The 24,129-nt window shown below is 48.1% G+C and carries 20 protein-coding genes; 15 read left to right on the top strand and 5 right to left on the bottom strand.

Going from position 1 to position 24,129, the window contains the following annotated elements; all coding sequences use genetic code 11:
- Positions 1-172: 172 nt before the first annotated feature.
- The 6 genes from B9Y77_RS11295 to B9Y77_RS11270 all read left to right on the top strand — a co-directional run bounded on the left by B9Y77_RS11295 (position 173) and on the right by B9Y77_RS11270 (position 7,979).
- The gene (locus tag B9Y77_RS11295) at positions 173-1,990 is read left to right on the top strand and encodes an ABC transporter substrate-binding protein (RefSeq protein ID WP_085491710.1); all 1,818 of its coding nucleotides are present in this window, start codon (positions 173-175) and stop codon (positions 1,988-1,990) included.
- 17 nt (positions 1,991-2,007) lie between these two features.
- On the top strand, positions 2,008-3,429 hold the full coding sequence (locus B9Y77_RS11290; RefSeq protein ID WP_085491709.1) for an ABC transporter permease: 1,422 nt from the start codon (positions 2,008-2,010) through the stop codon (positions 3,427-3,429).
- A 2-nt stretch (positions 3,430-3,431) separates the two neighbouring features.
- Positions 3,432-4,277 carry an ABC transporter permease gene (locus B9Y77_RS11285; protein ID WP_073424752.1) on the top strand — a complete coding sequence of 282 codons (846 nt, stop codon included), beginning with the start codon at positions 3,432-3,434 and terminating at the stop codon, positions 4,275-4,277.
- A 10-nt stretch (positions 4,278-4,287) separates the two neighbouring features.
- Entirely contained in the window at positions 4,288-5,286 is a 999-nt protein-coding gene (locus B9Y77_RS11280; RefSeq protein ID WP_085491708.1) for an ABC transporter ATP-binding protein, read from the top strand.
- Positions 5,276-6,085, top strand: a complete 810-nt coding sequence (locus B9Y77_RS11275; RefSeq protein WP_085491707.1) for an ABC transporter ATP-binding protein — start codon at positions 5,276-5,278, stop codon at positions 6,083-6,085. The genes B9Y77_RS11280 and B9Y77_RS11275 overlap by 11 nt, the downstream gene beginning before the upstream one ends.
- Positions 6,086-6,245: 160 nt before the next feature.
- Positions 6,246-7,979 carry a DUF4832 domain-containing protein gene (locus B9Y77_RS11270; protein ID WP_085491706.1) on the top strand — a complete coding sequence of 578 codons (1,734 nt, stop codon included), beginning with the start codon at positions 6,246-6,248 and terminating at the stop codon, positions 7,977-7,979.
- Between the two features lie 162 nt (positions 7,980-8,141).
- On the opposite strand, the gene B9Y77_RS11265 is transcribed toward B9Y77_RS11270, so the two are convergent.
- Entirely contained in the window at positions 8,142-10,391 is a 2,250-nt protein-coding gene (locus B9Y77_RS11265; RefSeq protein WP_085491705.1) for a cellulase family glycosylhydrolase, read from the bottom strand.
- A gap of 482 nt (positions 10,392-10,873) precedes the next feature.
- Here B9Y77_RS11265 and B9Y77_RS11260 point away from each other — a divergent pair, with 482 nt between their 5' ends.
- The 3 genes from B9Y77_RS11260 to B9Y77_RS11250 all read left to right on the top strand — a co-directional run bounded on the left by B9Y77_RS11260 (position 10,874) and on the right by B9Y77_RS11250 (position 14,617).
- Positions 10,874-11,806, top strand: a complete 933-nt coding sequence (locus B9Y77_RS11260) for a T9SS type A sorting domain-containing protein (RefSeq protein WP_073424756.1) — start codon at positions 10,874-10,876, stop codon at positions 11,804-11,806.
- A 185-nt stretch (positions 11,807-11,991) separates the two neighbouring features.
- Positions 11,992-13,443, top strand: a complete 1,452-nt coding sequence (locus tag B9Y77_RS11255; protein ID WP_085491704.1) for a glycosyl hydrolase family 8 — start codon at positions 11,992-11,994, stop codon at positions 13,441-13,443.
- Positions 13,444-13,531: 88 nt separating this feature from the next.
- Positions 13,532-14,617 (top strand): BatD family protein, encoded by a 1,086-nt coding sequence (locus B9Y77_RS11250; protein WP_085491703.1) that lies wholly within the window; start codon positions 13,532-13,534, stop codon positions 14,615-14,617.
- A 6-nt stretch (positions 14,618-14,623) separates the two neighbouring features.
- Here B9Y77_RS11250 and B9Y77_RS11245 read toward each other — a convergent pair whose 3' ends face one another.
- Complete coding sequence (locus tag B9Y77_RS11245; protein WP_085491702.1) at positions 14,624-15,484, bottom strand: hypothetical protein; 861 nt, start codon at positions 15,482-15,484, stop codon at positions 14,624-14,626.
- 337 nt (positions 15,485-15,821) lie between these two features.
- Between B9Y77_RS11245 and B9Y77_RS11240 the strand changes: the two genes are divergently transcribed.
- From B9Y77_RS11240 to B9Y77_RS11220, 5 genes are all read left to right on the top strand, one after another.
- Positions 15,822-16,847 carry a hypothetical protein gene (locus tag B9Y77_RS11240; protein WP_085491701.1) on the top strand — a complete coding sequence of 342 codons (1,026 nt, stop codon included), beginning with the start codon at positions 15,822-15,824 and terminating at the stop codon, positions 16,845-16,847.
- Positions 16,834-17,154 (top strand): TfoX/Sxy family protein, encoded by a 321-nt coding sequence (locus tag B9Y77_RS11235; RefSeq protein ID WP_085491700.1) that lies wholly within the window; start codon positions 16,834-16,836, stop codon positions 17,152-17,154. The genes B9Y77_RS11240 and B9Y77_RS11235 overlap by 14 nt, the downstream gene beginning before the upstream one ends.
- Before the next feature lie 81 nt (positions 17,155-17,235).
- Positions 17,236-17,895: a hypothetical protein gene (locus B9Y77_RS11230; RefSeq protein ID WP_085491699.1), complete on the top strand. Its 660-nt coding sequence runs from the start codon at positions 17,236-17,238 to the stop codon at positions 17,893-17,895.
- A 33-nt stretch (positions 17,896-17,928) separates the two neighbouring features.
- Complete coding sequence (locus tag B9Y77_RS11225) at positions 17,929-18,831, top strand: hypothetical protein (protein ID WP_176221755.1); 903 nt, start codon at positions 17,929-17,931, stop codon at positions 18,829-18,831.
- Positions 18,832-18,895: 64 nt separating this feature from the next.
- Positions 18,896-19,879 (top strand): AAA family ATPase, encoded by a 984-nt coding sequence (locus B9Y77_RS11220; protein WP_085491698.1) that lies wholly within the window; start codon positions 18,896-18,898, stop codon positions 19,877-19,879.
- 420 nt (positions 19,880-20,299) lie between these two features.
- On the opposite strand, the gene B9Y77_RS11210 is transcribed toward B9Y77_RS11220, so the two are convergent.
- The 3 genes from B9Y77_RS11210 to B9Y77_RS11200 form a co-directional block, all read right to left on the bottom strand.
- Positions 20,300-20,692 (bottom strand): hypothetical protein, encoded by a 393-nt coding sequence (locus tag B9Y77_RS11210; protein WP_073424765.1) that lies wholly within the window; start codon positions 20,690-20,692, stop codon positions 20,300-20,302.
- Positions 20,693-20,697: 5 nt separating this feature from the next.
- Positions 20,698-21,186, bottom strand: coding sequence for a hypothetical protein (locus tag B9Y77_RS11205; protein ID WP_139829309.1), 489 nt, complete (start codon positions 21,184-21,186; stop codon positions 20,698-20,700).
- Between the two features lie 133 nt (positions 21,187-21,319).
- The gene (locus B9Y77_RS11200) at positions 21,320-23,704 is read right to left on the bottom strand and encodes a histidine phosphatase family protein (protein ID WP_085491696.1); all 2,385 of its coding nucleotides are present in this window, start codon (positions 23,702-23,704) and stop codon (positions 21,320-21,322) included.
- A gap of 122 nt (positions 23,705-23,826) precedes the next feature.
- On the opposite strand from B9Y77_RS11200, the gene B9Y77_RS15795 reads away from it, so the two are divergent.
- Positions 23,827-24,096: a hypothetical protein gene (locus B9Y77_RS15795; protein ID WP_139829308.1), complete on the top strand. Its 270-nt coding sequence runs from the start codon at positions 23,827-23,829 to the stop codon at positions 24,094-24,096.
- The last annotated feature ends 33 nt before the right edge of the window (positions 24,097-24,129 follow it).

Genomic DNA, 24,129 nt, shown 5'->3' with positions numbered 1-24,129 from the left:
AACAACTACTTTGTAAACATTTCTAAATGTAAAATTTTGTTAGTCCGTTTTGAGAAATCATCAAGGGATTTTTACCAAGTTCAAAAATAATTTTGAATTGGAATAATCTATATTAGATTTGAATTTTCAATTAAAAGGGGCCCCGCAAAGGCCCTATTCTAAGAGGACTCAAATGATTGGATTGAAATCGATTGCTAGAACGGCCTTGGTGCTTTCGGCAACTGGCGCACTTTTTGGGTGCGGTAGCTCATCGCAAGACGAGCTTGCCAGCGGTTCCTTGCCGCGTCAGGAAACGCTCTATTTGTCTGGGCAGCAGAATGATGCTCCTGGTACGTTCAACCCCCTTGCAGAAAGCTGGATGACAACCTGGCCTGTGAGTGGTCGTTTCAACTTGATGTACGAACCGCTTCTCACCTACAACTCTTTGACGGGTGAAATCGAATCCCTCCTTGGCTCGCTCGTGAGCAAGAACAACGACTCTATCGTCGTTGACTTGAACCCGGCTGCAAAGTGGAGCGATGGTGAAAAGGTTACTTCCCGTGACGTGAAGTTCATCTACACGATGGGTTCCATCAACACTAGCGAACAGATTTCCGCAATCCACGTTGATACCGTTAAATCCGAACCGGCAGGTGCGGTGGAACGCGTTGCTTTCCTTATCAACAAGAAGCAGCGTAACAACCCGCTTTCTGTGATGGACTTGTTGCAGGCCATCCGTATCGTTCCGGCTCACGTGTTTGAACCGCTCATCGAAAAGCTCGGCTCCAAGGACGAAGTCAAGAAGCTCCCGATGGACCAGAACCCGGTCGTTTCCGGTCCGTACGCTCTCCGCAGCGCCGACCCGAACAAGATTATTCTTGAACGCCGCGACGACTACTGGGGCAATGCCGCTCTCCACAACGGTCAGCTCCCTGCTCCGAAGTATATCGTTCATCCGATTTACAAGAACAACGAACACAACACCATCGCTATGCGTAGCGGCAACCTCGACGCATCCCAGAGCTACATCCCGCGTATCAACCGCAAGGCTGGTGCCGGCGTGCACACCTGGTTGAATGAACCGCCTTACTTCTTGCCGGGTGCAATGCCGATGCTCATCATCAACACGATGAAGGAACCGCTTAACGACAAGCGCTTCCGCCGTGCTCTTGCAACCGCTATTGACTACATGGCTCTCCGCAAGTTTGCTGTGTCCGACTACACGGACCAGATCAAGCCGGGCCTCATCATGCCGACCAACCTCGAAGGCAAGTACATCAGCGACGAAGACCTCGCTAAGTATGGTGTCAAGCTCACCATCACGGACGAAAAGGAACGCGTCGAAACGGTGAAGCAGATGCTTTCTGAAGCTGGCTACAAGTCTGTCTGGAATGACGACGGCACGCTCGACCACATGGAAAACGCCAAGGGCGAAAAGATCCCGACGATGTACATCACGAGCCCGAACGGCTGGACCGACTGGGAAGCTATGGTGACCATCGCTGTTGAAGGTATGCGCAAGGCTGGTATCGATATTCGTGAAGGCTTCGTGGATGGCGGTTCTTACTGGCCGGCCATGGGTCTCGGTAACTTCGACCTCATCATGCACAAGCCTGTTGCTGACGTGACTCCGTCTCTCCCGTGGAGCCGCTTCAACGAAATCATGGCAAGCCGCGACTGGCAGCCGCTTGGCGCCTGGGCTGGCGTGAACATTGGTCGTTACAACCAGCCGGGTACCGAAGGTTTCCGTCCGGAAGTCGACAAGCTCCTCAACGCTATCCCGCTCATGAAGAATGCTGATTCTATCGCAACCGCTTACCGCGAACTCAACAAGATCTTCATGGAAGACCAGCCGTCTATTCCGCTGGTTTACCTGCCGGAACAGTTCTACGAATTCAGCGACCGCGTCTGGACGAACTGGCCGACCGAAAAGAACCCGTACGCTCCTGCTCAGCTTCCGTGGGTAGCTTCGGGTACCAAGACCCTTTGGAATTTGAAGCTTGCTAAATAAAGGATAAAGGACTACCAATGCTTAAACAATATCCTATGCTACGTTATGTCCTGCAGAAGGCGTTCTGGTACTTGTTGACCTTCGTCTGCGCAGTGGCACTCAACTTCGCGTTGCCGCGTCTCGGCGACAACAACCCGGTTGACATCATCATGGGTCAAGCCGGTAAGGGCCTTTCTCCGACTGAAGCTCAGAAGAAAAAGGCAGAACTCCTCGTCTCTTTCGGCATGGCTGAATTGGACAAAAACGGTAACGTTATCTATGAACCGGAAACTGACGCCAACGGCAATGTCGTGATGCAGAAGGTTCCGCAGCTTGACGAAAATGGCCAGCCGGTCGTGAACGTCGTGAAGGTTGTTGACGAAGCCGGCAATCCGGTGATGGTCGAACGCCAGAAGCTCGACGAAGCTGGCAATCCGGTCTTTGTTGAAAAGTCTCCTGCTGCCGAAAAAGGCAAGAAGGGCAAGAAGGCTAAGAAAGCAAAGAAGGTGAAGAAGGCTAAGAAGGGCAAGAAGGGTGCCAAGGCTGCTGAAGTTGCAGCTGTCGAAAAGGTTCCTGTCATGGAAACCGTCCAGGCCGAACGCATCGATACCGTCATGGTCGATCAGCCGGTCATGAAGACGGATCCGAAGCTCTCTTCCGCTGTTTCTCAGTTCTTTAGCTATATCGGCAAGGTGTTCCACGGTGACCTCGGTCTCTCTTACCAGAACAACGAACCGGTGACGAACGTTATCAAGAAGTCCCTCCCGTGGACGCTCGCTATCCAGGCTCCGACGATTCTTCTCGGCTGGATTGTGGGTAACCTTCTCGGTGCTTTCGCTGCTTACAAGCGCGGCATTTTCGACAAGGTATTCTTCCCGTGCGCCATGTTCCTCAACGGTGTGCCGTTCTTCGTGTTCGGTATGCTCTTGGTCGCATTCTTCTCCATCACGCTCGGCTGGTTCCCGGCTATGGGCGCTTACAGCCCGGACATTCCGGAACTCACATTCAGCTGGTCTTGCTTCAAGAGCGTCAGCTGGTACTACGTGCTCCCGTTCTTCTCTGTGTTCCCGATTCTTCTCTCTGGTCAGGCAACGGGTATGCGTTCCATGTCCATTTACGAACTCGGTACAGACTACATGAAGTATGCTAAGTGGCTTGGTCTCCGCGAAGGCAAGATTATTAGCTATGTGTTCCGCAACGCTATGCTCCCGCAGCTCACTGGTCTTGCCCAGAGCCTCGGTGCCATGGTGGGTGGCGCTCTCATTACCGAAATGATCTTCTCTTATCCGGGTCTCGGTATGGCAATGCTCAATGCCATTCAGAAGAACGACTACGCAACGATCCAGGGTTGCACCTTGATGATTTCTACTTGCGTTCTCGTTGCAAACTTTGCAGTTGACGTTTTGATCGCTGTCTTTGACCCGCGTGTCAAGGCCGGTCTCCAGATGGGAGGTAAGTAATCATGGGTAAGCTTTTAAGAAACCTTCTCAAGTCCCCGATGTTCGTGATTGGCGTGTCCATCTTTGTGCTCACGCTCCTCATCGCCATCTTTGGACCTCTTTTCTACAACGTAGACACTCACGCTCGTGACATCGTCGCTGGCCCGTATGCAGGTTCTAGCTCTGCTCACTGGCTCGGCACGGACCACCTCGGCCGTGACTACGTGTCCCTCTTGATCGCTGGCCTTCGCAGCTCTCTCTATGTGGGCTTCGTTGCAGGTATCATTGCTACGACTATCGGTGTTCTTATCGGTCTGTTCGGCGGTTTCCGCGGTGGCTGGGTTGATGAAGTATTGAACATGCTCACCAACATCTTCATCGTTATCCCGCAGTTCGTGATTCTCGTTCTTATCAGCTCCGCTGTTAAGGATGGCCGTTCCCTCACCTTGATTGGTCTCATCATAGGTCTTACCGCTTGGAGCTGGTCTGCCCGTGCCGTTCGTGCCCAGGCATCTTCTCTCCGTAGCCGCGACCACATCGCCCTTGCCCGCCTCAACGGTGCATCGACTCTCACGATTGTGATCAAGCATGTGCTTCCGTACTTGCTCTCGTACGTGTTCATGGTGTTCATCATGCAGGTGTCTTCCGGTATTCTTTCCGAAGCTTCCATCTCCATGATCGGTCTTGGCCCTGTCGATTCCACCAGCCTCGGCATCATCTTGAACCAGGCTAAGGATAACGGTGCTCTTTCCGACTCCATCTGGATTGCATTCATCCCGGCAACGATCGTCGTTACCCTCACGGTGTTTGCTCTCTACCTGATCAACACTTCCATGGAAGGCGTCTTCAACCCGCGCCTGCGCAAGTAAGAGGTAAAAAATGTCTGAAAATGTTTTTGAAGTTGACCACTTGGGTCTTTATTACCTCGGCCGTTTTGGAGACAAGACTCACGCTGTAACAGACGTGTCCTTCTCCATGAAGCAGGGGGAAATTCTCGGTATCGCCGGTGAATCTGGTTGCGGTAAGTCTACGCTCGTTTCTGGTCTCATGGGCATGTGCATCCCGCCGCTTTACCCGGAAACGGGTGACGTTCGCGTCAAGAACGGCGACAAGATGGAATCCCTCATGAACCGCTCCATCGAAGATGTTCGTGCGAACGTCCTCGCTCAGCAGGTTTCCATGATTCCGCAGGGCGCATTCAACGCATTGAACCCGGTTCGCAAGATCAAGGATATCGCAGCCGACGTGCTCAAGGCTCACTTGAAGCCGGGTGAGAAGCTCGATTCCAAGCAGATCTACGATCGCGTCTATGCTCACTTCGACCGTATCGGTATGGACACCAAGCGCGTGCTCAATTCCTTCCCGATCAACCTTACTGCAGGTGAACGCCAGCGTTGCGTGATTGCAATCTCTACGATTCTTCTCCCGAAGATGGTGATTGCTGACGAACCGACTTCTGCTTTGGACGTTTCCACGCAGAAGGAAGTGATCAAGATGATCTTCGACTTGCTCGACAAGGGCATCTTCCAATCGATGATCTTCATTACCCACGAGCTTCCACTCCTCTACCACGTGGCAGATAACATCGCCATCATGTACGCAGGCGAAATCGTGGAAAAGGGTACTGCAGAACAGGTCGTCAAGGACCCGCGTCATCCGTATACGCAGGCTTTGATGGGCGCTATGCTCAGTACCGAGGCAAGCCAGCGTGGCCGTCATCCGGTGGCTATCGAAGGTGCTCCTCCTAGCCTCAAGAACAAGATTGTGGGCTGCCGCTTCGCTCCGCGTTGCAGCAAGGCATGCCCGGACTGCAAGAAGAATACCCAGAATCTCCGCATTGTCGGCGATCGTGACGTGAGGTGCGATTATGCAAAGTGATAAGCCCATTGTTTTTTCTGCCAAGCGCATCAGCAAGGATTTCGGTGCCGGCAAGAGCTTGAAGACTGCTGTTAAGGATGTTTCCTTTGACATCTATGACGAAGAATTCATCTCCATCGTGGGTGGTTCTGGTTGCGGTAAGTCCGTGCTTGCTAAGATCATGCTCGGTCTTTACCAGCCGACTCGCGGTCAGTTCCTCTATCGCGACAAGCCGATCAAGAACCTGAAGGACCACTGGAACGAAGTCCAGTCCGTTTTCCAGGACCCGTTTGGCTGCTTCAACCAGTTCTTCACAATCCGTAGCCAGCTCGAAGACGCTCTCAACATCCTCAAGGACAAGCCGTCCAAGGAAGAAGTCCGTCGCCGCGTTGACGAAGGTCTCATGGCTGTGAACGTCGCTCCGGCAGATATCGAAGGCAAGTATCCGTTCGAACTCTCCGGTGGTCAGATGCAGCGTATGCTTCTCGCCCGTATCTTCGCACTCCGTCCGAAGGTCCTCATTGCTGACGAAGCTACCTCCATGGTGGACGCCTGCGTTCGTGCCAACATCCTCGATTACCTCCGCAAGTTGAAAGACGAGCTGAAGATGACCGTGGTGTTCGTGACCCACGATATCGGTCTTGCAAACTACGTTTCTGACCGTATCTTCATCATGCACGACGGTAAGATCGTGAACCAGGGTACTCCTGCTGAAGTGCTCGACAACACGAACGAACCGCATACGCTTCGCTTGCTCGATGACATCCCGGAAGTCCACAAGACTGAATGGATCAAGAACAGCCATCGTTCTAAGAAGTAATGCAAATGTCACCCCGGACGCCGTTCCGGGGGCGCCTTTTGTGCAATTCGAAAAGCCGCAGCAACCGCTGCGGTTTTTCTTTTGCTTTAAAAATCCTCTGCTTGCTATCTACGGTCTACTTCTTGATTCTAACTTCCGGCGAATTATATATATTCATTCTATGAAATTACTTTCTACACATTTTTGGCGTTTGAGGGGTGCCGCGCATTTTGCGCGTTCTGCACTTGTTGTTATGTCGCTTGCTTTTTTGCAGTCGCCGGTTTTGGCAGCGGGCCTTGTGAAACAGAATATTGATACGACCGATGCCATGCGGACTCTCGCGAATTACGACCGCGGTTTTTACACGCCGCAGGTGTTGCATATAAAGCCCTCGGGCGGTAAACCGATTGAAAAGCCGTACAGCAGGCTTTTGCATTTGCGTGCCGAGATTTCGGAATTCAGCAGTCGAGCTTGGCTCGGGATCGATACGACGGGCGGCAAGAAAGATACGACTTGGGGCAAGAGCCAGGACCTGACTGAAGACGCACTGAATGTATTGCAACAGACGTTTGACTATATCCGCATGAATGGTGGGTATGTGATTGTGCGCATCTGTTATGATCCGTGGTACAATGGCCGTAGCAATGTGACGCCGGAACACAAGTGGGTGTTACGCCATGTGGAACAGCTTGCGCCTGTGCTTTCGAAAAATACCGATGTTATTGTCGCGCTCGAAATGGGCATGCACGGCGCCTATGGCGAAATGCATTCCGACACGAGTATTACTTATGACCGCGTTGCCGAAGCGACAAACTTGATGCTCCGCAATACGCCTCCTGAGCTCAAAATTTTAACGCGTACAGGGAACTATTCGGCAAAGGTGCTCGGCTTTGACAACTGGGGTGTGGACTTCCATATTGACGGCGAAAAGTTTGCAGAAATTGCAGAAGCCAAAGGCGATACGATGTACCGCGTGGGAATGTTCAATGACGGCTACTTGGGAACGCAATACGATTACGGTACCTGGGGTGCAGACTGCAAAACGTCCATTTGCCGCGAAGAAGGCGTGGCATGGCTTGAAAAGTACGGCATTAATACACCTTATGGCGGTGAAGCTCTCACGACGGCGAACGGCTATCAGGTCATCAATACGCCCGAATTTCTCGCGTACGAGGGTTTCCGCACGCATACGAGCTATTTAAATATCCAGTGGAACAACAACCTGATTAACAGTTGGAAAAAGACGCTGTTCAAGCAGAAAGACTTTGATTACGACCCGGCGCTGTACGATTCGCTTACGGGTTTCAAGTACATCAATGACCACCTGGGCTACCGCTTTGTGCTGCGAGAATCGTGGTTGAGCGATACGGTGGGCTCTGACCGTGTGCTCCGTGCAAAGTTCCGCGTGCAGAATGTGGGCTTTGGTAACCTCACTTGGAAAGCTCCGGTAAGGCTTGTCGTTTTGGAAGACCTGGAAGGTAGCGATTTGGGTGTGTGTCCTTCGACGGCTTATTATGATCTGCCAGAAATTGATTCCCGCGATATCCATAGCCGCACTATTTCGGTTGCAGGCGGCGATACTGTGATGACGTTTGACGGAAACAACGAAATGGAGGTTGCTGTCAAGTTGAATAAGCTCTCCAGGGAACGTTACCAAGTGTATTTGAAGGTGGGCGAAATTGAGTTCGCTAACAGCTCGATTGGAGGGAGGGGGACTTGCGGCATGGAACAGCCTGCCGCTTATATGGGCAAGTTCTATTATGATGAAAATGCTGTGTCCATTGCGCCGCGCGCTTCCCGCAGCTTCGTGCAAAAATCCCAGACGCCATACATCCTGCGTAAACGCAATAACGTGATTATTCGTAACGGCGAATGTTCTTACAAGTCAAACGGCTCTCGTCATTCGTCATTCTGAGTGGCTCGAAACAGTAATATGTCATGCTCGCTGGAGCCTGTATTGAGCGAAGTCGAAGTAAGCGAGCATCTCCTTTTCAAAAACTTCGCATAAAAAAACTCCAGCCATTTGGCAGGAGTTTTTCATATCTGTTTTGCGGGCGTGCCCGTCATTATCTACTGCTTACTTGTTCGTCCAGCGGAGCGAAGCCTTGTGGCTGCCCTGACGGATAACCAGCGTGTAGGAGCCGTTCGGGAGACCCTTGAGGTCGATAGCGTGGCTGCCCTTGCCGTAGATGTCGGACATCTGCTTTACGCTTGCACCGAGAGCATCATAGATGTCCACCTTCACGAGACCGGTATTCTTGGTCGTGAACTGGAGCATCGAGCCGTTCATGCTAGCTTTGAGGCTGTTCTGGACATTGCGAATCGGCTTCATGGCAATGGTTGTACCATTGATGTAGCTGTAGTATTCGTCCTTGTTCATTGCCAAAGTACTGTCGCCACCGATAATGAACGTGACAGTCTTGGTCATGGCTAAATAGTTGTCGCTTTCAGGAATGTTTGCCGTGACAGCGATGATTGCCGGGTAGGAGCTTGTTGCAAAGCCTTCGCCGAGCTTGACCATGTAGGCAGAGGATTCCTTTCCGTTGAACGTGTAGGTAATCGGAGTTTTGCCGCTAAGGCTTGCGCTCGGAAGACCCGTTGCTGATTCGAAGTTGACAGCGACCTTTTGGTCCTTGTACTTTTCAGTAATACGGTCATTGCCCTTGGTGAACTTGATTTCGAAGGTGTCCTGCATGGCGCGGAAGCCTGTAATTGCTGCTGCGCTTGCGACGACCTTTGCGGTGCCGTAGCTCTTGAAGTGCAACATCCAAACTTGCTTATTCTTTTGAGAGTTGGCGCAACTGTTGTTTGTGCAAGTGGTCTTGCTTACGGTTACGATGCTCGGATCAAGCGATGTAAGCGTGAACTTGGAACCTTCATTCGTCTTGTCGTCCATGGTGAGGAGATAGTCGAGGGAACCATCACCGTCAAAGTCAATGGCGCGGCCGGTCTTGGAGGTGGACTTGCAAGTGTTGGTGTAGTTGCAAGTGATATCTTCGAGGTTTGCGATGGTCTGACCTGCAACCTGAGTGATGGTCACAACAGATTCGGATCCGTCGTTACCCTTGAGGGTAACAAAGCCATAGTCGTTAATGACGATGTCGCTACCAGAAACAGAGGCAATCTTATCGTTGCTAGAGGTGTAGGTACAACCAGACTTGAGAACGCCAGAAATCTTGCCATCGGTCTGCTTTGCCGTTGTTGCCTTGAATGCGCAGGAGCCGGTGTTCTTGCCCTTTACGAGGGAGTCTGCCCAGGAGCGTGCATTCTTGGTGAGGTAGCTCTTGATGATGTTGCCGGAAGAAGTGTAGGTGGCTGCATCGAGGGCGGCTGCCGTGATGAGGGACTTGTCGCCTGCGAAAATAGCGGACTTTTCGCTCTTCTGGTCGACGTCACTCGTCTGCTGACGCAAACTCCAGTTGCAGTTCGGAATCATGTTCTGGTCCATGAAAGAGGTCCATTCGCTTGTGGCGCTGGCATTCGGTTCACCGTCACCATCTGCGTTTGTGGTACCCCATTCAGAGATGAACACCGGATAGCCTGCGCTGAGCGCGCTGGAAACGTTTCCGCCGAAGCTACCCTTGGAATGGGTGGAGGCGTAGAAGTGCAAAACGTAAGCGATGTTGGTCGATGCAATAGGATCTCTTGCGCCCTGTTCCGGATGCTGGGACCAGTTCGGCGTACCGACGATAACCAAGTTTTGCGTATTGTTACGGATTGCCGGAACAATCTGGTTGGCGTAATTCTTGATTGCGCCCCAGTCGCCACCGCTACCGCTGACCGGTTCGTTGTAAATTTCATAAATGACGTTCGGAACGTCCTTGTACTTCTTGGAAACCGTCTCGAAGAACGTCTTGGCGATAGATGTTTCGAGGTGGGCTCTGTGGCTGTGCCAGTCGATGATGATGTAGACGTCGTTTTCGATAGCGGCTTTGACCATCTTATCGATCATGGAAAGCTGTCCTTCCGGAGCGCCTGCGTAAGAGTTGCCCTTGTCTACTTCGTTCTTGGTGCCGCCATTGCTATCATAGTATTGAATTGCCATGGCGTAGCGGAACACGTCGATCTTGAGGTTGTCTACAGCCCATGAAATGACCGTCGGGTTGTAATAAGAAGCACCCGTTGCGTCAGACCAGAAAAGGCTCACGCCGCGAAGCATTGCTTGCTGGTTGTTCTTTGCGCCAATAATCTTACTGCCGCTAGTGTGGAGGGCGCCGTAATAGGATACCGGACCTGCTTTTCTCGGGATTGCTGTTGATGCATCGGCTGCAAAAGCGGATATTGCCGCTCCAGCCAAGACGCCTGTCAGTAGCTTTGTCAATTTCATGAGTGTTTTCCTTTTGTTTTGACAAAAATTATCTAATTAAAACCAAGATAGTAAACAATTTAGGCTAATTTTTTGTTTACTATTGAACACAAGGCTATTTGCTTTGTGTCTGTTGTACACCTTTGTCCCGTTTTTCACCCCCGAGTGATTTGGCTTTGCGATGCTTGCCGCTCACATTAACGGGCGATTGTATTACCATATAATGTAGCTTTCTGTGTGCTAGAATGAAATACCTTGTATCGTAATAAAAAAGTTGCGTTCCTTTGGATGTGATGAATTACACAGAAGTAATTTGTAATAAAATTTGTATGTACTCTGACACCTCCCAATGTGCTATATTACTAGAGAAAGGGCTTTTTGATGACGGTATTGTAAATTTTTTTTTCAAAGGGCTGTAGGTATGGCATTTTTGAAGAAAAAAAAATATATTGTTGTCCAAATCGCCCATTTTGGGTAAAACAGTTAAAAAAAGAGAGAGAATTATGAATAAGAAACTTACAATTGCATCGGCTCTTCTCGCAGCCTCTAGTGCATTTGCATTCGTAACCTGGAACGGTGCTGACGGCGTTTACAAGGTTGACACTGAAATCGGCAACGACACTGAAACTGCCGGTTACTGGTTCAGCTACGACGACAGCGGTGACAAGGGTGCTTCCTCTGTTACTTGGCCGGTCGAACGCGGTAACGAATACTCTGCCGACGCTATGGACCCGATCATTGACTACTGCCAGGGCGTTTGCGGTACTGCAGTTCTCGATAAGGGCCAGTTGACCTATAACCCGTTCGTTGGTATCGGTTTCAACGTTGTTGGTGAAACCTCTGCTACCGACAACACTCCGGCTGCTGGCGACGCCTCTTCTTGGGGTGGCATCTGCATCACTTACACTTCCGCTGCTGCTCCGTCTCTCGAACTCGGTCTCGGTGACGCTGTTGACGCAACGATCGGTTATGCAAACCCGGCTGCTTCCCTCGCTAAGGCTACTTCTGCTCCTGTTACCAAGACCATCGCATGGTCTGGCTTTGCTCAGCCGTCTTGGTACAAGGGTGCAACGAAGATGGACGGTGTAACTGCTGCTTCTCAGCTCGTTGCTATCAAGTTCAAGCTCCAGGCTGCTCCGGGTTCCTATGAATTCAACATCAAGTCCGTTGGTCCGTATGCTGGTACCTGCGGTTCTATTGGAATCAAGGCTGCTCGTGGCGCTTCCGCTGCTAAGGCAATCCTCTCTGGCCGTACCCTCAGCGTTGCTGGCGTGAACACCGCTGCTAACGTTGAAGTTCTCAACCTCCAGGGCCAGGTTGTTGCTAAGGGCAACACCGCTTCTGCTCTCAGCCTCGCAAACCTCGACGCTGGTGTCTACATGGTTCGCGTTGCTGGCAAGTCCGTCAACTTCTCCAACAAGATCGTGTTGAAGTAATTTCGGATTCGCAAGAATTTAGAGAAGGGTCGCGCATGCGGCCCTTTTCTTGTATGTAATTTTTTTAGTGCGTGTGCTCACAGGTAAACTTGATTTTTACTTTCAAGTTTTCGCTAATAGCTATATTTATATATATTACTTTGGCATTTACCAGACCCGTTTGAGGGTTGATTTTGAGAGGCCTTATGATTTCCAAAAAAATCCTGTTGCCTGCTTTGGTAGGCTCGGCTTTTTTCCTTGGCGCTTGCGGTGGCGATACTTCGCCGAGCGCTCCTGTTAATAACCCGGTTTACAGCTCGACTGTTCTCCCGACAAGTTCTTCTGCGTATATTCCGGGTCCGACGTCTTCGACTCCAGTGCCTGTCAGCAGTTCTGCTGTTGTTCCGACAAGCTCCACTCCTGCCCCGAGTCCTACCGCATATCCTGCTCTTGCACCTTCGGCAAACGTGACCTACGGTACGGGTGATTATGCTCTGTGGAAGAGTTTCCACTTTACCACTTACGAACAGGAAATCACGACTTATCCGAATCTTGCTGCGGAATTCAACGTTGTGTTCCCGACTGCCGATCTTTTGCCTGCTGGTCGTGTAGTTTGGTCTAGCCAGACGGGCTATTACAAGAGCTACTGCTCTGATAATACGACGCCAGTCCCTGCCATGAAGACCCGTGCTTGCACCGTGTCTGAAGGTGTTGGCTATGGTATGCTCCTTGCCTATTTCAATGGCGATGATGACACGTTTATCCGCTTGTGGAACTACACTAGAGGCTTTAGAGCTTATAGCAATACAAAGCTCATGCCGTGGATCACCCAGTCGTTCCACTGGACGGAAGTGGATAATTCCAGCGCTACTGACGCTGACGAAGATATCGCAACGGCTTTGATCCTCATGTACTACAAGACGGGTAATGCCGCATTCTTGCAGGATGCCTTGACGTTTGTGAATGCCATTTGGGACTTGGAAGTCAACAAGACGACGTTGCTTATCTACTCTGGCGATACGGACTTGTGGAAGGGCTCCAACCCGGTTTACAACTTGAGCTACTTCTCTCCGGTGGCAATCAGGCTCTTTGCTATGGTGGACAAGAATCACAACTGGCAGGGCGTGCTTGATGCAATGTACACCTACATGCAGTTGGTGCAGTCGATGGGTACGGGCGTGTTCCCGGACTGGAGCGATGCAACGGGTAATGCCGCCAATCCGCCTAACGGAGCCGCAGGTTCTGGTGAAGGTAGCTGGACTTGGTACACGTTCAACAAGGAATCTGTGCGTATTCCGTGGCGCCTTGCATGGGATTACTACTGGTTCCAGGAAACGCGTGCAGCAGCTATCTTGAATCAGCTGAACGCCTTTATCTCGGTAAAATCTACGAACAACCCGGATGATAAGGCTTTGGCAGTCAATTACTCCTGGAATTTGTCTGTAGGTCCGGATAACACCAGAAACAACGTCGTTTCGAGCCAGTGGTACGCTGCATGGTGCGCAACGGGTCTCTCTGGCAATCCGACTTGGCTTGAAAAGTGCACGAAGGGCTTGAATGCTAAGGACCCGTCGAACACGAACAGCAGCTACTTCTCGGATATCTTGCTCACGATGTATTCGGGCTTGCTGAACGGCTTGTTTGTGCGTCCGTTCTAATTTAGCCGAAATAATTTCAGTTGTCGTGCCCGCCGCTATGGCGGGCACTCTCTTTTTTACGGGAGTCTTTTTTGTATATTCTTGGCGTATGAAAGAAAAAACTGTGAATTCTAAGACTGCAAAGGTTAAGTCTAAAAAGTCGAAGACGAAGGCGGCAGAAAGCGCTGCCGTAAAGAATGATGCTCCAGCTGAAAGTGCAGCGTTGGCCAAGGTGAGTGCTGCGGACACGGCACTTGTGGTGCCTGCCGATAGCTTGAATGCGCCGGGCGATTTGGATGCAAGTTCTGTTGACGGAGATTCCGTTGGAAATGATGCGGGTATGCCTGCGCTCCCGACGGCTGAACAGCTCGGGATTACGATTACTGCAGGAAACGCAGGGAATGCTGGGAGCGCCTCCGGAAATGCTGCCGGAAATGTGCCGCTTTCGGCAACTGTGGGCGATACGATCAACTTCCCGGTGACGGTCTCGTGGAGTGTGAACGGGAGCGCGATTCTCGTGGTGCCGACGAGTTCAGCAAATGCAAAGGGCATTTTGCAGTTGGGCGTGTCGCAGGAATCTAGCCGCTCGGTAAAAGACGGCAAGGAAATGGCGCAGATCACGTTCAACTACAAGCTCGTTATGCAGGATACGGGTAACCTGAACATCCCCGCGATGCGTTTTGAAATCCCGACGCCGATGGGTCAGTCGCTCGATTTGCGTAGTGATAGTGAGCCTATACGTGTCGATGCTCCGTTCAATGCGATGCCGTTTATTGCAGGCGGAGCGGTTGGCGTTTGTGTGCTGCTTGCGGCGCTGTGGCGCATGCGTAAGCGTGCTAATGCGCGAGCTGCGGCTGCAGCGAAGAATGCGTTTGAAAATGCTATGCGCGAGAAGATGGTGGTCTTGAAGCAGCGCGTGATGGTTGCCGATAGCCGCGAATGGCTCTTGGAACTCGAAGGCATTTGCAAGGAATATGCGTTTAAAAAGTTCGGAGCTGCCGAAGGAATTGCCGCCGCCTCCGCTTCTGCTGTGAACTTGGATGCTCTCGTGGCTGATGGCAAACTGGACGGCTGGAAGCCCTTGCTTGAAGAATTTGTGCATGCCCGCTACGGCGGTGGCAAACGCGATAGTTTCGAAAACAAGGAAACTTGGAAACTCGCCATGCAACTCATGGGTATTAAAGAAGACGAGTAAAAACGTCTATCGGAGGGCTGTTTCAAGGACGAGGGCGAGCGCTGCTAGCGTAAGCCCGTTTTTTGGACGGTATCTTTGGCTGATGGGCAAGAATGCGTTCACGATAAATGTTATCGAGAAAAAGAGAACCCCTGCGGCTATCATATAGGCGGGCCTTCCTGAGCAACTGCGGTAGATTCCGCTGTATGTTCCTGTGATGAATGTGATGACTGCATTTACGGCGAGAAATGATGCGATGCTGAGTGCTAATTTAAGATGGTTTAGCCAGTAGTCTCGGATTCTTTCCTTTGCTGTTATGCAGTTGACAATAAAGATAGTGGTTATAGGAACATATTTGAGAAACGGCAAAAAAGTTGTTATTTTAAAATTGTGATAACTTGGGTGTTGGTTTTCATTTATCGAGATGATGATTAGAGGCAAAAGGACCATACCTAAACCGATTGCCATTAAGAAGAGGAATGAGATGAGTCCGTTAGTATCAGGTACCGGTTGCGTGTTGTTGTATTTGTCTATTTCTTCTTGCGTTATTTTGTGATTTGATGAGTCGTCGCTTTCGGTGTCTGCTTGATCAGAGCCTGGAATTGAGATTTGGTCGTCGTTTAAGCTAGGATATGGTTCAAAAGTTTGCTCGATGGAACGTTCGGTTTCGTCTTGGAATTGCTCGGAAAATGTCGCGCTGGGTGCGAAATATGATTCTATTTCTTCTTTATTTTCTAGTTCTTCGATGCGCGCTTTGACAATGTTCTGTCGTTCTGGAGAATCGTCTTTGCTGATGATATCTAAAACTTCATAGAGTTCGTCAAGCGGCAACTTGCGAATTTGTTCTTTATAGTCCTTGAGATATTCTTCAGTGAATTTTGTTGTCATGCGGCATATAATATACAACAAATTATGCAAATAGGATTGTTTAAGTGCCGAAATTTGAGGGTGTGTGCATATAAAAAAGCTCAAAGGACATTTTTTATATGTATAATTTGCTTCTCTGCTAACCTTTTTCGGAAAAAAATTGTGTGCGATGCATATAAAATTGGCTAAATGGAAAGTTTTATATGTATGAAAACTAGCTGGAATTATAAAAATGTTTTGGATAAAGTAGAAAAATACATATAAAAAGATGGAAAATGAATTTTTATATGCACGACTGCTAAAAATGGATGCTGAAATAATGTATTATTAGCAGTAAACGATTTGGAAGGAGTTTTTTATGAAATTTTTAGGTCTTGCTGGTCTGCTTTGTTGTGCTATGATGCTTGCTTGCAGTGAAAGTAACGAGTCTAACCCGGTCTCCAATAATTCAAGGGAAAATTTTGTGGGGATTAAGTACCCGCTGATTTTGGACGAAGCGAATCGGAAGTTTTCGACTTATGAAGTTCATAGTTATGATGTTTGTAAAGTTGACGATGATAAATATGAATTTGTGACGATGGTGGATACACAACATATTGAAAGGGTGTATGATTTTAGAGGCGATACGCTTGTTATTTTCTATAGCGATGAAGATGTTAGAACGTATGGTCAAATATTTGTTGGTGGTAAAAATGGACAGATTAAGAACAAATGGAAAATGATAAACTGTAAGTATGTTCAAGAAAGCAATTCTCTTGATTGCCGTGATGCAAGCGAACTGAACGGCTGGCTAAAAAATACAATCACATACTTTGATTTTACGCAGGATACTCTTTTTGCGTCAGTGACTGATTTGAACGGAAATGCGATTGATATATATGCCCCGACAGAAGATGAATATGATGATTATACGGGGTCTTCTTTTATGGAAGATATCTTTGATGTGATTATTACATCGCAATATGAAGTTTTCCCGTGGACGGCATTCTGGAAAAGTGAAAATTTTGAAGCCCATGCACAAAAAAGGAATGTTGTTATTAACAGTAAAGATAAAACGCATATTTCTTTTGTGATTCGTGGGCAGAATTTTGAAGTCGAGTTTACCAAGGCGAAGCGTTTGCAGTATAACCGTGGTAGTTATGTAGAAGTTGGTGCGACTTTGAAATCTGACAATGGGGTTTGCGTTTTGGATTATATGTCTGATTCCAAAATGACTCCAGAAATTTGTAAGGCAGAAAACGCGGGTCTGATGGATCTTGCTTCCACCTACAATAGCAAGGATTCGCTTTTGTATTATGGTGCGGATAGCTACTATATTGGTAATGCTGGTGAATTTAGAGACTGTATCGTTAATTTGGTGAAGAATAAAAATGCCGAGTTCTGAAAAGTTCCGTGATTATGTCTTGGCTCAGTTCAAGGGGGAGCTGCGCGTGACCACCCGCAAGATGATGGGCGAGTATATCCTTTATGCTGATGGAAAAATTTTTGGCGGGATTTACGATGATCGCTTGCTCGTGAAGCCTGTGGCTGCAGCGAAGGCTGTGCTCCCGGATGCAAAATTGCAGTTGCCCTACGATGGCGCAAAGCCGATGTTGCGTGTCACTGCCGAACAAATTGCAGATAAAGGCTTGCTTGTGCGTTTGCTCGACGCCATGATTCCAGAACTGCCCGCTGCGAAAAAGAAAAAGTAAACGGCAAATCGCCTGATGGGCGGTTGAAATTAGCCGATAGATTACGTTGAAACTTTTTGAATTAAAGCTATTTTATACGTGATGAATCGGTTGGCTTGTTTATTTGTTTTGTTTGTGACGATGATGCTTGCGGGGTGCAGTTCGCATGCTCCGTCGGCAGCGCGTTTTATGAGTGCCAAACCGAATTCTATTAGTATTGGCGTTGGCGGTGGAGGCTTTTGGGGCGATGATAATTCGCATCGTGAAGAAAAAAGTGCTCAAGAAGCATACCGATATAAGGAACCGCATTTTTTACTAGACGGGGTGCTCTTTTTTAGAAATGACCATTTTTTATTTGGTTTAAGTTTAGGAGAGCATTCTCTTGTTCGTTTGAATTTGGGTTTTGTTAGTGATTATTTTGGTGTTCAGGGATGGGGCGATATTATTGTACTTAATGATGATAGCTCGACGAATTGGAAGCGACCCTTTGGAATTATGATAATTGAACAGCTCCCTATTACCTCGAAATTAAAAGTGGGCGTGAATCAGTTTTTTGCTTACAATTCTTATTCAGGAGTTTTGGATGAATGCTGCTCGATAAATCTTGATTATTATATGAAATTTTATGGGGAATTAGGTGCTGGGGCGTATGTCAGTTATGATGGTTATTCTTTAGAATTCCGTTACGGGAATGAACTTGGTTCTGATAACCAGCGTTTTTATCTTGATTTTAGCGTGGTGTTTGATACTCAATCGCACTGATGAATTTTTGAAATTTAAGTGGTTTTATACGCGATGAATCGGTTGGCTTGTTTATTTATTTTGTTTGTGTCGGCGATGCTTGCGGGGTGCAGCGTTGCCATTATTCATCCGCCATCCGCTGCTACATTTATGGAAAAGAGTGATGGCAATTTTGTGACAGATGCATCGGTCTCGGCGTTTTTCGGAGATCTTGTTGATGATGAACCGCATGTTAATTATGTTGCCGATGGCGTTAAGGAAGTGGAATTGTCAGATGATTGGTATTATAAAAACAAGGAATGGCCTGTAGGAGCAAACTTCTCCATTCAGAAAAATAAAGGGTATTTCAAGTACGGCTTTGGATTTGACTTTTTGACGCCCTATGTGCAGGCGGGCTTTGCCTCTGATTATTTCGGCGTAATGGGTTGGAGTAATTTATGGCTGTGGCAATTGGAAAAAGTGGAGCACAAGTATTTTCAGTGGGGTGGAGGTGTGTCCATTATTGAACAGTTGCCGATTGGGGATAATTTCCGCATAGGCTTGACTCAGCATTTGTCTAGAAATGGGCGCGAAGCCAATACGGCGCAACATGGGGCTATGGTTATTGGAATGGGTCGGTCGGCTCCGGTCTTTTATGATGAAATTGGCTGCGGTGGATATATTTCCTTTATACCGAATGAATCGCTAAGGGTTGGTATAGAATTCCGTTACGGAAGAGACTTGACATATAAACGCAGGGAGTATAGTTCCTATCCGGTAGAGTACGAAAAAATTTCAAAAATGGACAGGTTTGCTGTAACGGTAAGTATTATAAGTACGTCGGAATCTATTGTTACTTCAAGTGAAAAACATGAAAAAATGCAAAGGGAAAGAAAGGCTGCAGAAGAACGGCAAAAAGTTCGTGATTTGGAATCTTTGGAAGAATATGAGAGCAGACGGAGCAATGAAGAAGACTAATCTCATTTGTTTTTTTTGAAAGATTTTAGTATCTTAAAGCATGAAAAACTTAGAGGTAAAATAAATGGATATTCAGGAACTTTCGGAAAAGGTGAAACAGCAGAGTTCTTTTTGCATGAACTTGCTGCGTGAAGTTGAAGATACGGTGATTGGTCAGAAGGCTATGGTCGAAAGCATTCTGACGGGTATTTTGGCAGATGGCCACGTGCTTTTGGAAGGCCTCCCGGGCTTGGCCAAGACGACTGCGGTGAAGGCTTTTGCCGATGCTGTTTCGCTCGACTTCAAGCGCATCCAGTTTACTCCTGATTTGCTGCCGGCAGATTTGCTCGGTACAACGATTTATAACGCCCGCGAAGCGAAGTTCGAAACGCGCAAGGGCCCGCTTTTTACGAACCTTGTACTTGCTGATGAAATTAACCGTGCTCCGTCGAAGGTGCAGAGTGCCTTGCTCGAAGCCATGCAGGAACGCCACATCACGATTGGCGACGAAACGTTCAAACTGGACGAACCGTTCTTGGTACTTGCCACGCAAAACCCGATTGAACAGGAAGGTACGTATCCGCTGCCGGAAGCTCAGGTGGACCGTTTCCTCTTGAAGGTGAAGGTTAGCTATCCGAATAAGGCTGACGAAATGAAGATTCTCGATGCGGTTTCGGGTGCGGGGCTGCGTCAGCCGAATGCGGTCGCGACGAAGGAAGATATCTTGAAGGCTCGTGAGCTTGTGAAGCAGGTTTATGTGGACGAACGTGTGCGCGAATACATCGTGAACTTGGTCTTGGCTACGCGTGATCCAGGTAGCTTCAAGCGTAGTGACTTGGTGGGCTTTGTGGAAGTTGGCGCTTCTCCGCGTGCTTCTATCGGTCTTGCACAGGCTTCGAAGGCTCATGCGTTTATCCAGGGCCGTGCCTACGTGACGCCGGAAGATGTGAAGGCTGTTGCGATGGAAGTGCTTCGCCACCGTGTGATTCTGAGCTACGAAGCTGAAGCGGAAGAAGTCACTGCCGAAACCGTCGTGCAGAAGATTTTGGACTCTGTTGAGGTGCCGTAAAAATGAAGAGCATGTGCCCTCTTCTTGTTTTGGCGCTTTTCTTGACGTCTTGCGCAATGATCATTCCGGTGACTAAGCCTGATGTATCGAAGGCTGAGTACAATAAGATGCTGGAATCAAATGATCCCAAAGCAAGCTGTTATAGAAGAGGCGTTAGAGGGTGGGCTATTGCAGGCGATGCGATGTTCTTTTTCCCATTGTTTGTGGATGGTTTGCTAGGTAATTTTACCTACTACTATTACGATCATCAGTATTGCGATGTTAAGCAAACTAACAAGACGATGTTATACGTAGAATAAAAAACAATGCGGTATTGAATTCGTTATTAAAGCCGGGCTTAAGCTCGGCTTTAATTGTGTTTTGGAATTTTGACATTAACAAAAAACAACGCCTTGCGGGGCGTTGTTTTGCTATTAAGAACTATAGCACATTTCCTAAAATTGTTGCAGTGAGTATTGTTAGAACTATACTTCCGATGATAATCCAAGTTTTGTTTTTGTTTTGAATTTCATACGATCCATTTTCTTGCCAAACTGCCGTGTGAGTGTCGTCTCCTTTGCTTCCGAAGTCTACTTTTGTAATAGGTTCGAATTTTTGATTGCTACTGGATCCAAACTGTCCGAAATCCACTTTGGAAAGAGGAGCGCTGGTTGTTGCTGATGCTTCGCTTGAAGAGGTACATTCACAACTTTGCTTTATCTCAAGGCATACTTCTGAAGAATCTTCTTGACATTTTAAACAGAGTTTTTGGCAGGTGTCGTCTTGAGCAAATAAAGCGATTGCGCAAAATAAGATGATGAAAAAAAATTTCATAGAATTTAATTGTTCTCCACTATTGTAATAACGAGCGCCGCAGTTCCGATAATTCCGCCGATGAGTCCAATAATCCAAGAAGATGATTCGGTGGCTTCTATTTTTTCTTTTGTTGCTGCATAGTCAGGGCGAGGGTGAACTTGAATAATCTTATCTTGATAAACAACAATGCCAACATATTCTGTGCGGTCGTTCCACAAGTCTACACGGTCTTTGTTGTTTGGCTTGAACATTCTGTTGTCTTCGACGCTTTTGTATAGGTGTGGCTTGTAGTTGTAGATGAATTCTGCTGTATCTTGTCTAATTTCTGTGAATACGGGGGTGCCGAACTGCTTTGACCACTTGTTGATATCGGGAGCGCTAACGATGGATATTAAGTCGTCATCATCTACCCAGTTTTCTTTTAATGCGTATTGATGAGTGCATCCTGAAAAGAGGAACGTGGTGACAAAGATTAATGTTGCCAAAAAGGCTTGCTTCATTTTTTTCTCCATTGATTAAAAAATATTTTTACAAATATAAAAAAGGACTTGCTATTCTTCAATTTCTTTCTGGGGAATGCTTTGATGCTGAATATATGAAAAAGCCCCCGGGAGGGGGCTTTGAAGCTTTTGCTGTTTGAATAGATTAGTAGGTGCGCAGGAATCCGTCGTCTAATGCCATGACTGGGATGACTGTGGTTTCTTCATCAGGACCAGTGATGATGGCGATGCCCGTTAGGTAGTTTATCCAATAGTTGAAGTCGTTTTCGTGCTTGTGGAATTGTAGCGTGTAGTTGTTTTCGTCGTGAATTTGTTTATTGCTGATGGCGATGACGAAAGGCACGAGGAATTGGTCGTGCGAGATGGCAATGGTCATTTTGTGCATTTTATCGTATGTGAAGTATGTGTTGATGAATTCCTGAGTTCTGTTTTTGATGTTGTATAAGGCGGCTTCGCATGCGTCTTTGTTTTTGCTGTCGTCGTTATTTTCTTTGTCGTATTCTTCATAGGCTGCTTTTGAATAGATGCTCCATCCCCAGCTATTTTTGCCTTGGCAGGCGTTTTTTTTGCTTTCGTCTTTTATGTACCAAGATTCAAGAAGGTCCATGTTCTCTATGTGGTAGTCATCGGCTATGTTGTCTTTCCATTCGTTTTCGCTGCCGGTTGTTTGACCTTTGTTGTTAGAAATGATCATTGCTGTTTCTACGGTGCGAACTACGTTTGTGTGCATGTAGAAGAAATCGCCGATGTTGAGTTCTTTGAGCTTTTTGCCGACTTGTGCAGATTGTTCTTTGCCGATGTCATTGAGGCTGCCGCTTGTACCATAGTTATTTCTATCGCGGGCGGCGTGGCGGAGAATGAATGCAACTTTTTCGTTGGAGCGGAGGCAATAGAAAACGTCGTACATTGAAGAGAACTTGTCTGTTGTGGAGCGCAGAGTATTGCAAGCGTTGCTCAAAGTTTCGATAGGTTTTGCGTCTTCGCCGTCCTTGCCGTTGTGGAGTTCACCAACTTTTTCGTTGCCGCAGATAACATCGTAACCATTGATATCGTCGTTTACTACGACTGTGCAAGATGAACCGTCGTTGCCATCTTTACCGTTTTCACCGTTCTTGCCATCAGCACCTTTGGCGCCATTGCGGAGCTCGCCGACCTTTTCATCTCCGCAGATGACATCGTAACCGTTGATGCCGTCATTTACTACGACCGTGCAAGAAGAACCGTCGTTACCATCCTTACCGTTTTCACCGTTCTTTCCGTCAGCGCCTTTGGCGCCGTTTCGGAGTTCGCCGACCTTTTCATCTCCGCAGATGACATCGTAACCGTTGATGTCGTCATTTACTACGACCGTGCAGGAGGAACCGTCGTTACCATCCTTACCGTTTTCACCGTTCTTTCCGTCAGCGCCTTTGGCGCCGTTTCGGAGTTCGCCGACCTTTTCATCTCCGCAGATAACATCGTAACCATTGATATCGTCGTTTACTACGACTGTGCAGGAGGAACCATCGTTACCGTCTTTACCATTTTCACCGTTCTTTCCGTCAGCGCCTTTGGCGCCGTTTCGGAGTTCGCCGACCTTTTCATCTCCGCAGATGACATCGTAACCGTTGATGTCGTCATTTACTACGACCGTGCAGGAGGAACCATCGTTACCGTCTTTACCATTTTCACCGTTCTTACCGTCAGCACCTTTGGCGCCGTTGCGGAGTTCGCCGACCTTTTCGTTGCTGCAGATGACATCGTAGCCATCGATGTCATCGTTCACGACGACGGTGCAGGAGGAACCATCGTTACCGTCTTTACCGTTTTCACCGTTCTTACCGTCAGCACCTTTGGCGCCATTGCGAAGTTCGCCGACCTTTTCGCCGCCGCATACGACATCGTAGCCATCGATGTCATCGTTCACGACGACGGTGCAAGAACCTACAGCCGCGCCGTCTTTACCGTCGTTACCATCCTTACCGTCTTTGCCGTTGCGCAATTCGCCGATTTTCTCGCCAGCGCAAATAACGTCGTAGCCGTTTATTTCTGTGTTTTCTTTAACAATGCAGGACGTTCCATCCTTACCATCTTTGCCGTCATCACCGTTGTCGCCTTTATCGCCATCCTTACCGTCTTTACCGTCTTTTCCATCGGCACCGTCCTTGCCGTTTACGATGGAGCCGATCTTTTCGTCACCACAGAACACATCGTAGCCATTTATTTCTTCGTTTTCAGTGACGTAGCAGGAAGTTCCATCTTTTCCGTTTGTTCCATCCTTGCCATTTTTACCGTCGGTACCAGATTTTCCATCCTTACCTTTTTCACCGTCTTTACCATCGGTACCATCTTTACCGTCTTTGCCGTTCAAAACGACACCCACGGAATCGCCTCCGCAAATAATCTTGAGTCCGCTGTCATCGTCTAGGGGTTCCGTTTTGCAGGCGAGTTCGGACAAGTCCGGAGCGCTCGTTTCGGTCACTTCGTCGAGACAGCCGTTGAGTGTGAAGATTGCGAAAATTGACGTTGTTAAGAGTAATTTGGATTTCATACATTGCTCCCAAATAAGATTTTCGCGCCAAATTTAAAAATTTTGACATTGCTGCCGGGCGCATTGGGGGCGTTTTTCGGTGACTAATTGTCCATTTATGACTTCTTTTGTATATTAAAATCATGAAATTTGTTTTAATTGCCTTTTCTTTGTTTGTTTTAGGTTGTGCGTGCGATAATCCGAGGGGTTGCCCTGCTGTAATAGGTGTTGGAAATAACCCGGATGAAATGCAGTTGAAAAAGGATGGTCGCGATGATCAGACTGTCCAAATGACGAAAATGCCTGCGCCGCCGTCGAATTCTGGAACGCCCGAACCGGTAGATGTCAATGTCCAGAATTTGGATGAGCCGATTCCGGTTGATGACAGGCTTGATTTTAGTAAAGTGAAGTAAATCCTAGCATCTATATTCCAATGTATAGCGCCT

Origin of the sequence: Fibrobacter sp. UWB13 (assembly GCF_900177805.1) — a bacterium.
In the GTDB taxonomy this organism is placed as follows: domain Bacteria; phylum Fibrobacterota; class Fibrobacteria; order Fibrobacterales; family Fibrobacteraceae; genus Fibrobacter.
The sequence above is the reverse complement of the archived record's forward strand: the minus strand, read 5'-3'. Positions and strand labels throughout refer to the sequence as shown.

Bases quoted from the DNA above. Each gene is read 5' to 3' on its own strand.
- B9Y77_RS11295 (WP_085491710.1), top strand. From the start codon at position 173: ATGATTGGATTGAAATCGATTGCTAGAACGGCCTTGGTGCTTTCGGCA.
- B9Y77_RS11290 (WP_085491709.1), top strand. From the start codon at position 2,008: ATGCTTAAACAATATCCTATGCTACGTTATGTCCTGCAGAAGGCGTTC.
- B9Y77_RS11285 (WP_073424752.1), top strand. From the start codon at position 3,432: ATGGGTAAGCTTTTAAGAAACCTTCTCAAGTCCCCGATGTTCGTGATT.
- B9Y77_RS11280 (WP_085491708.1), top strand. From the start codon at position 4,288: ATGTCTGAAAATGTTTTTGAAGTTGACCACTTGGGTCTTTATTACCTC.
- B9Y77_RS11275 (WP_085491707.1), top strand. From the start codon at position 5,276: ATGCAAAGTGATAAGCCCATTGTTTTTTCTGCCAAGCGCATCAGCAAG.
- B9Y77_RS11270 (WP_085491706.1), top strand. From the start codon at position 6,246: ATGAAATTACTTTCTACACATTTTTGGCGTTTGAGGGGTGCCGCGCAT.
- B9Y77_RS11265 (WP_085491705.1), bottom strand. From the start codon at position 10,391: ATGAAATTGACAAAGCTACTGACAGGCGTCTTGGCTGGAGCGGCAATA.
- B9Y77_RS11260 (WP_073424756.1), top strand. From the start codon at position 10,874: ATGAATAAGAAACTTACAATTGCATCGGCTCTTCTCGCAGCCTCTAGT.
- B9Y77_RS11255 (WP_085491704.1), top strand. From the start codon at position 11,992: ATGATTTCCAAAAAAATCCTGTTGCCTGCTTTGGTAGGCTCGGCTTTT.
- B9Y77_RS11250 (WP_085491703.1), top strand. From the start codon at position 13,532: ATGAAAGAAAAAACTGTGAATTCTAAGACTGCAAAGGTTAAGTCTAAA.
- B9Y77_RS11245 (WP_085491702.1), bottom strand. From the start codon at position 15,484: ATGACAACAAAATTCACTGAAGAATATCTCAAGGACTATAAAGAACAA.
- B9Y77_RS11240 (WP_085491701.1), top strand. From the start codon at position 15,822: ATGAAATTTTTAGGTCTTGCTGGTCTGCTTTGTTGTGCTATGATGCTT.
- B9Y77_RS11235 (WP_085491700.1), top strand. From the start codon at position 16,834: ATGCCGAGTTCTGAAAAGTTCCGTGATTATGTCTTGGCTCAGTTCAAG.
- B9Y77_RS11230 (WP_085491699.1), top strand. From the start codon at position 17,236: ATGAATCGGTTGGCTTGTTTATTTGTTTTGTTTGTGACGATGATGCTT.
- B9Y77_RS11225 (WP_176221755.1), top strand. From the start codon at position 17,929: ATGAATCGGTTGGCTTGTTTATTTATTTTGTTTGTGTCGGCGATGCTT.
- B9Y77_RS11220 (WP_085491698.1), top strand. From the start codon at position 18,896: ATGGATATTCAGGAACTTTCGGAAAAGGTGAAACAGCAGAGTTCTTTT.
- B9Y77_RS11210 (WP_073424765.1), bottom strand. From the start codon at position 20,692: ATGAAATTTTTTTTCATCATCTTATTTTGCGCAATCGCTTTATTTGCT.
- B9Y77_RS11205 (WP_139829309.1), bottom strand. From the start codon at position 21,186: ATGGAGAAAAAAATGAAGCAAGCCTTTTTGGCAACATTAATCTTTGTC.
- B9Y77_RS11200 (WP_085491696.1), bottom strand. From the start codon at position 23,704: ATGAAATCCAAATTACTCTTAACAACGTCAATTTTCGCAATCTTCACA.
- B9Y77_RS15795 (WP_139829308.1), top strand. From the start codon at position 23,827: ATGAAATTTGTTTTAATTGCCTTTTCTTTGTTTGTTTTAGGTTGTGCG.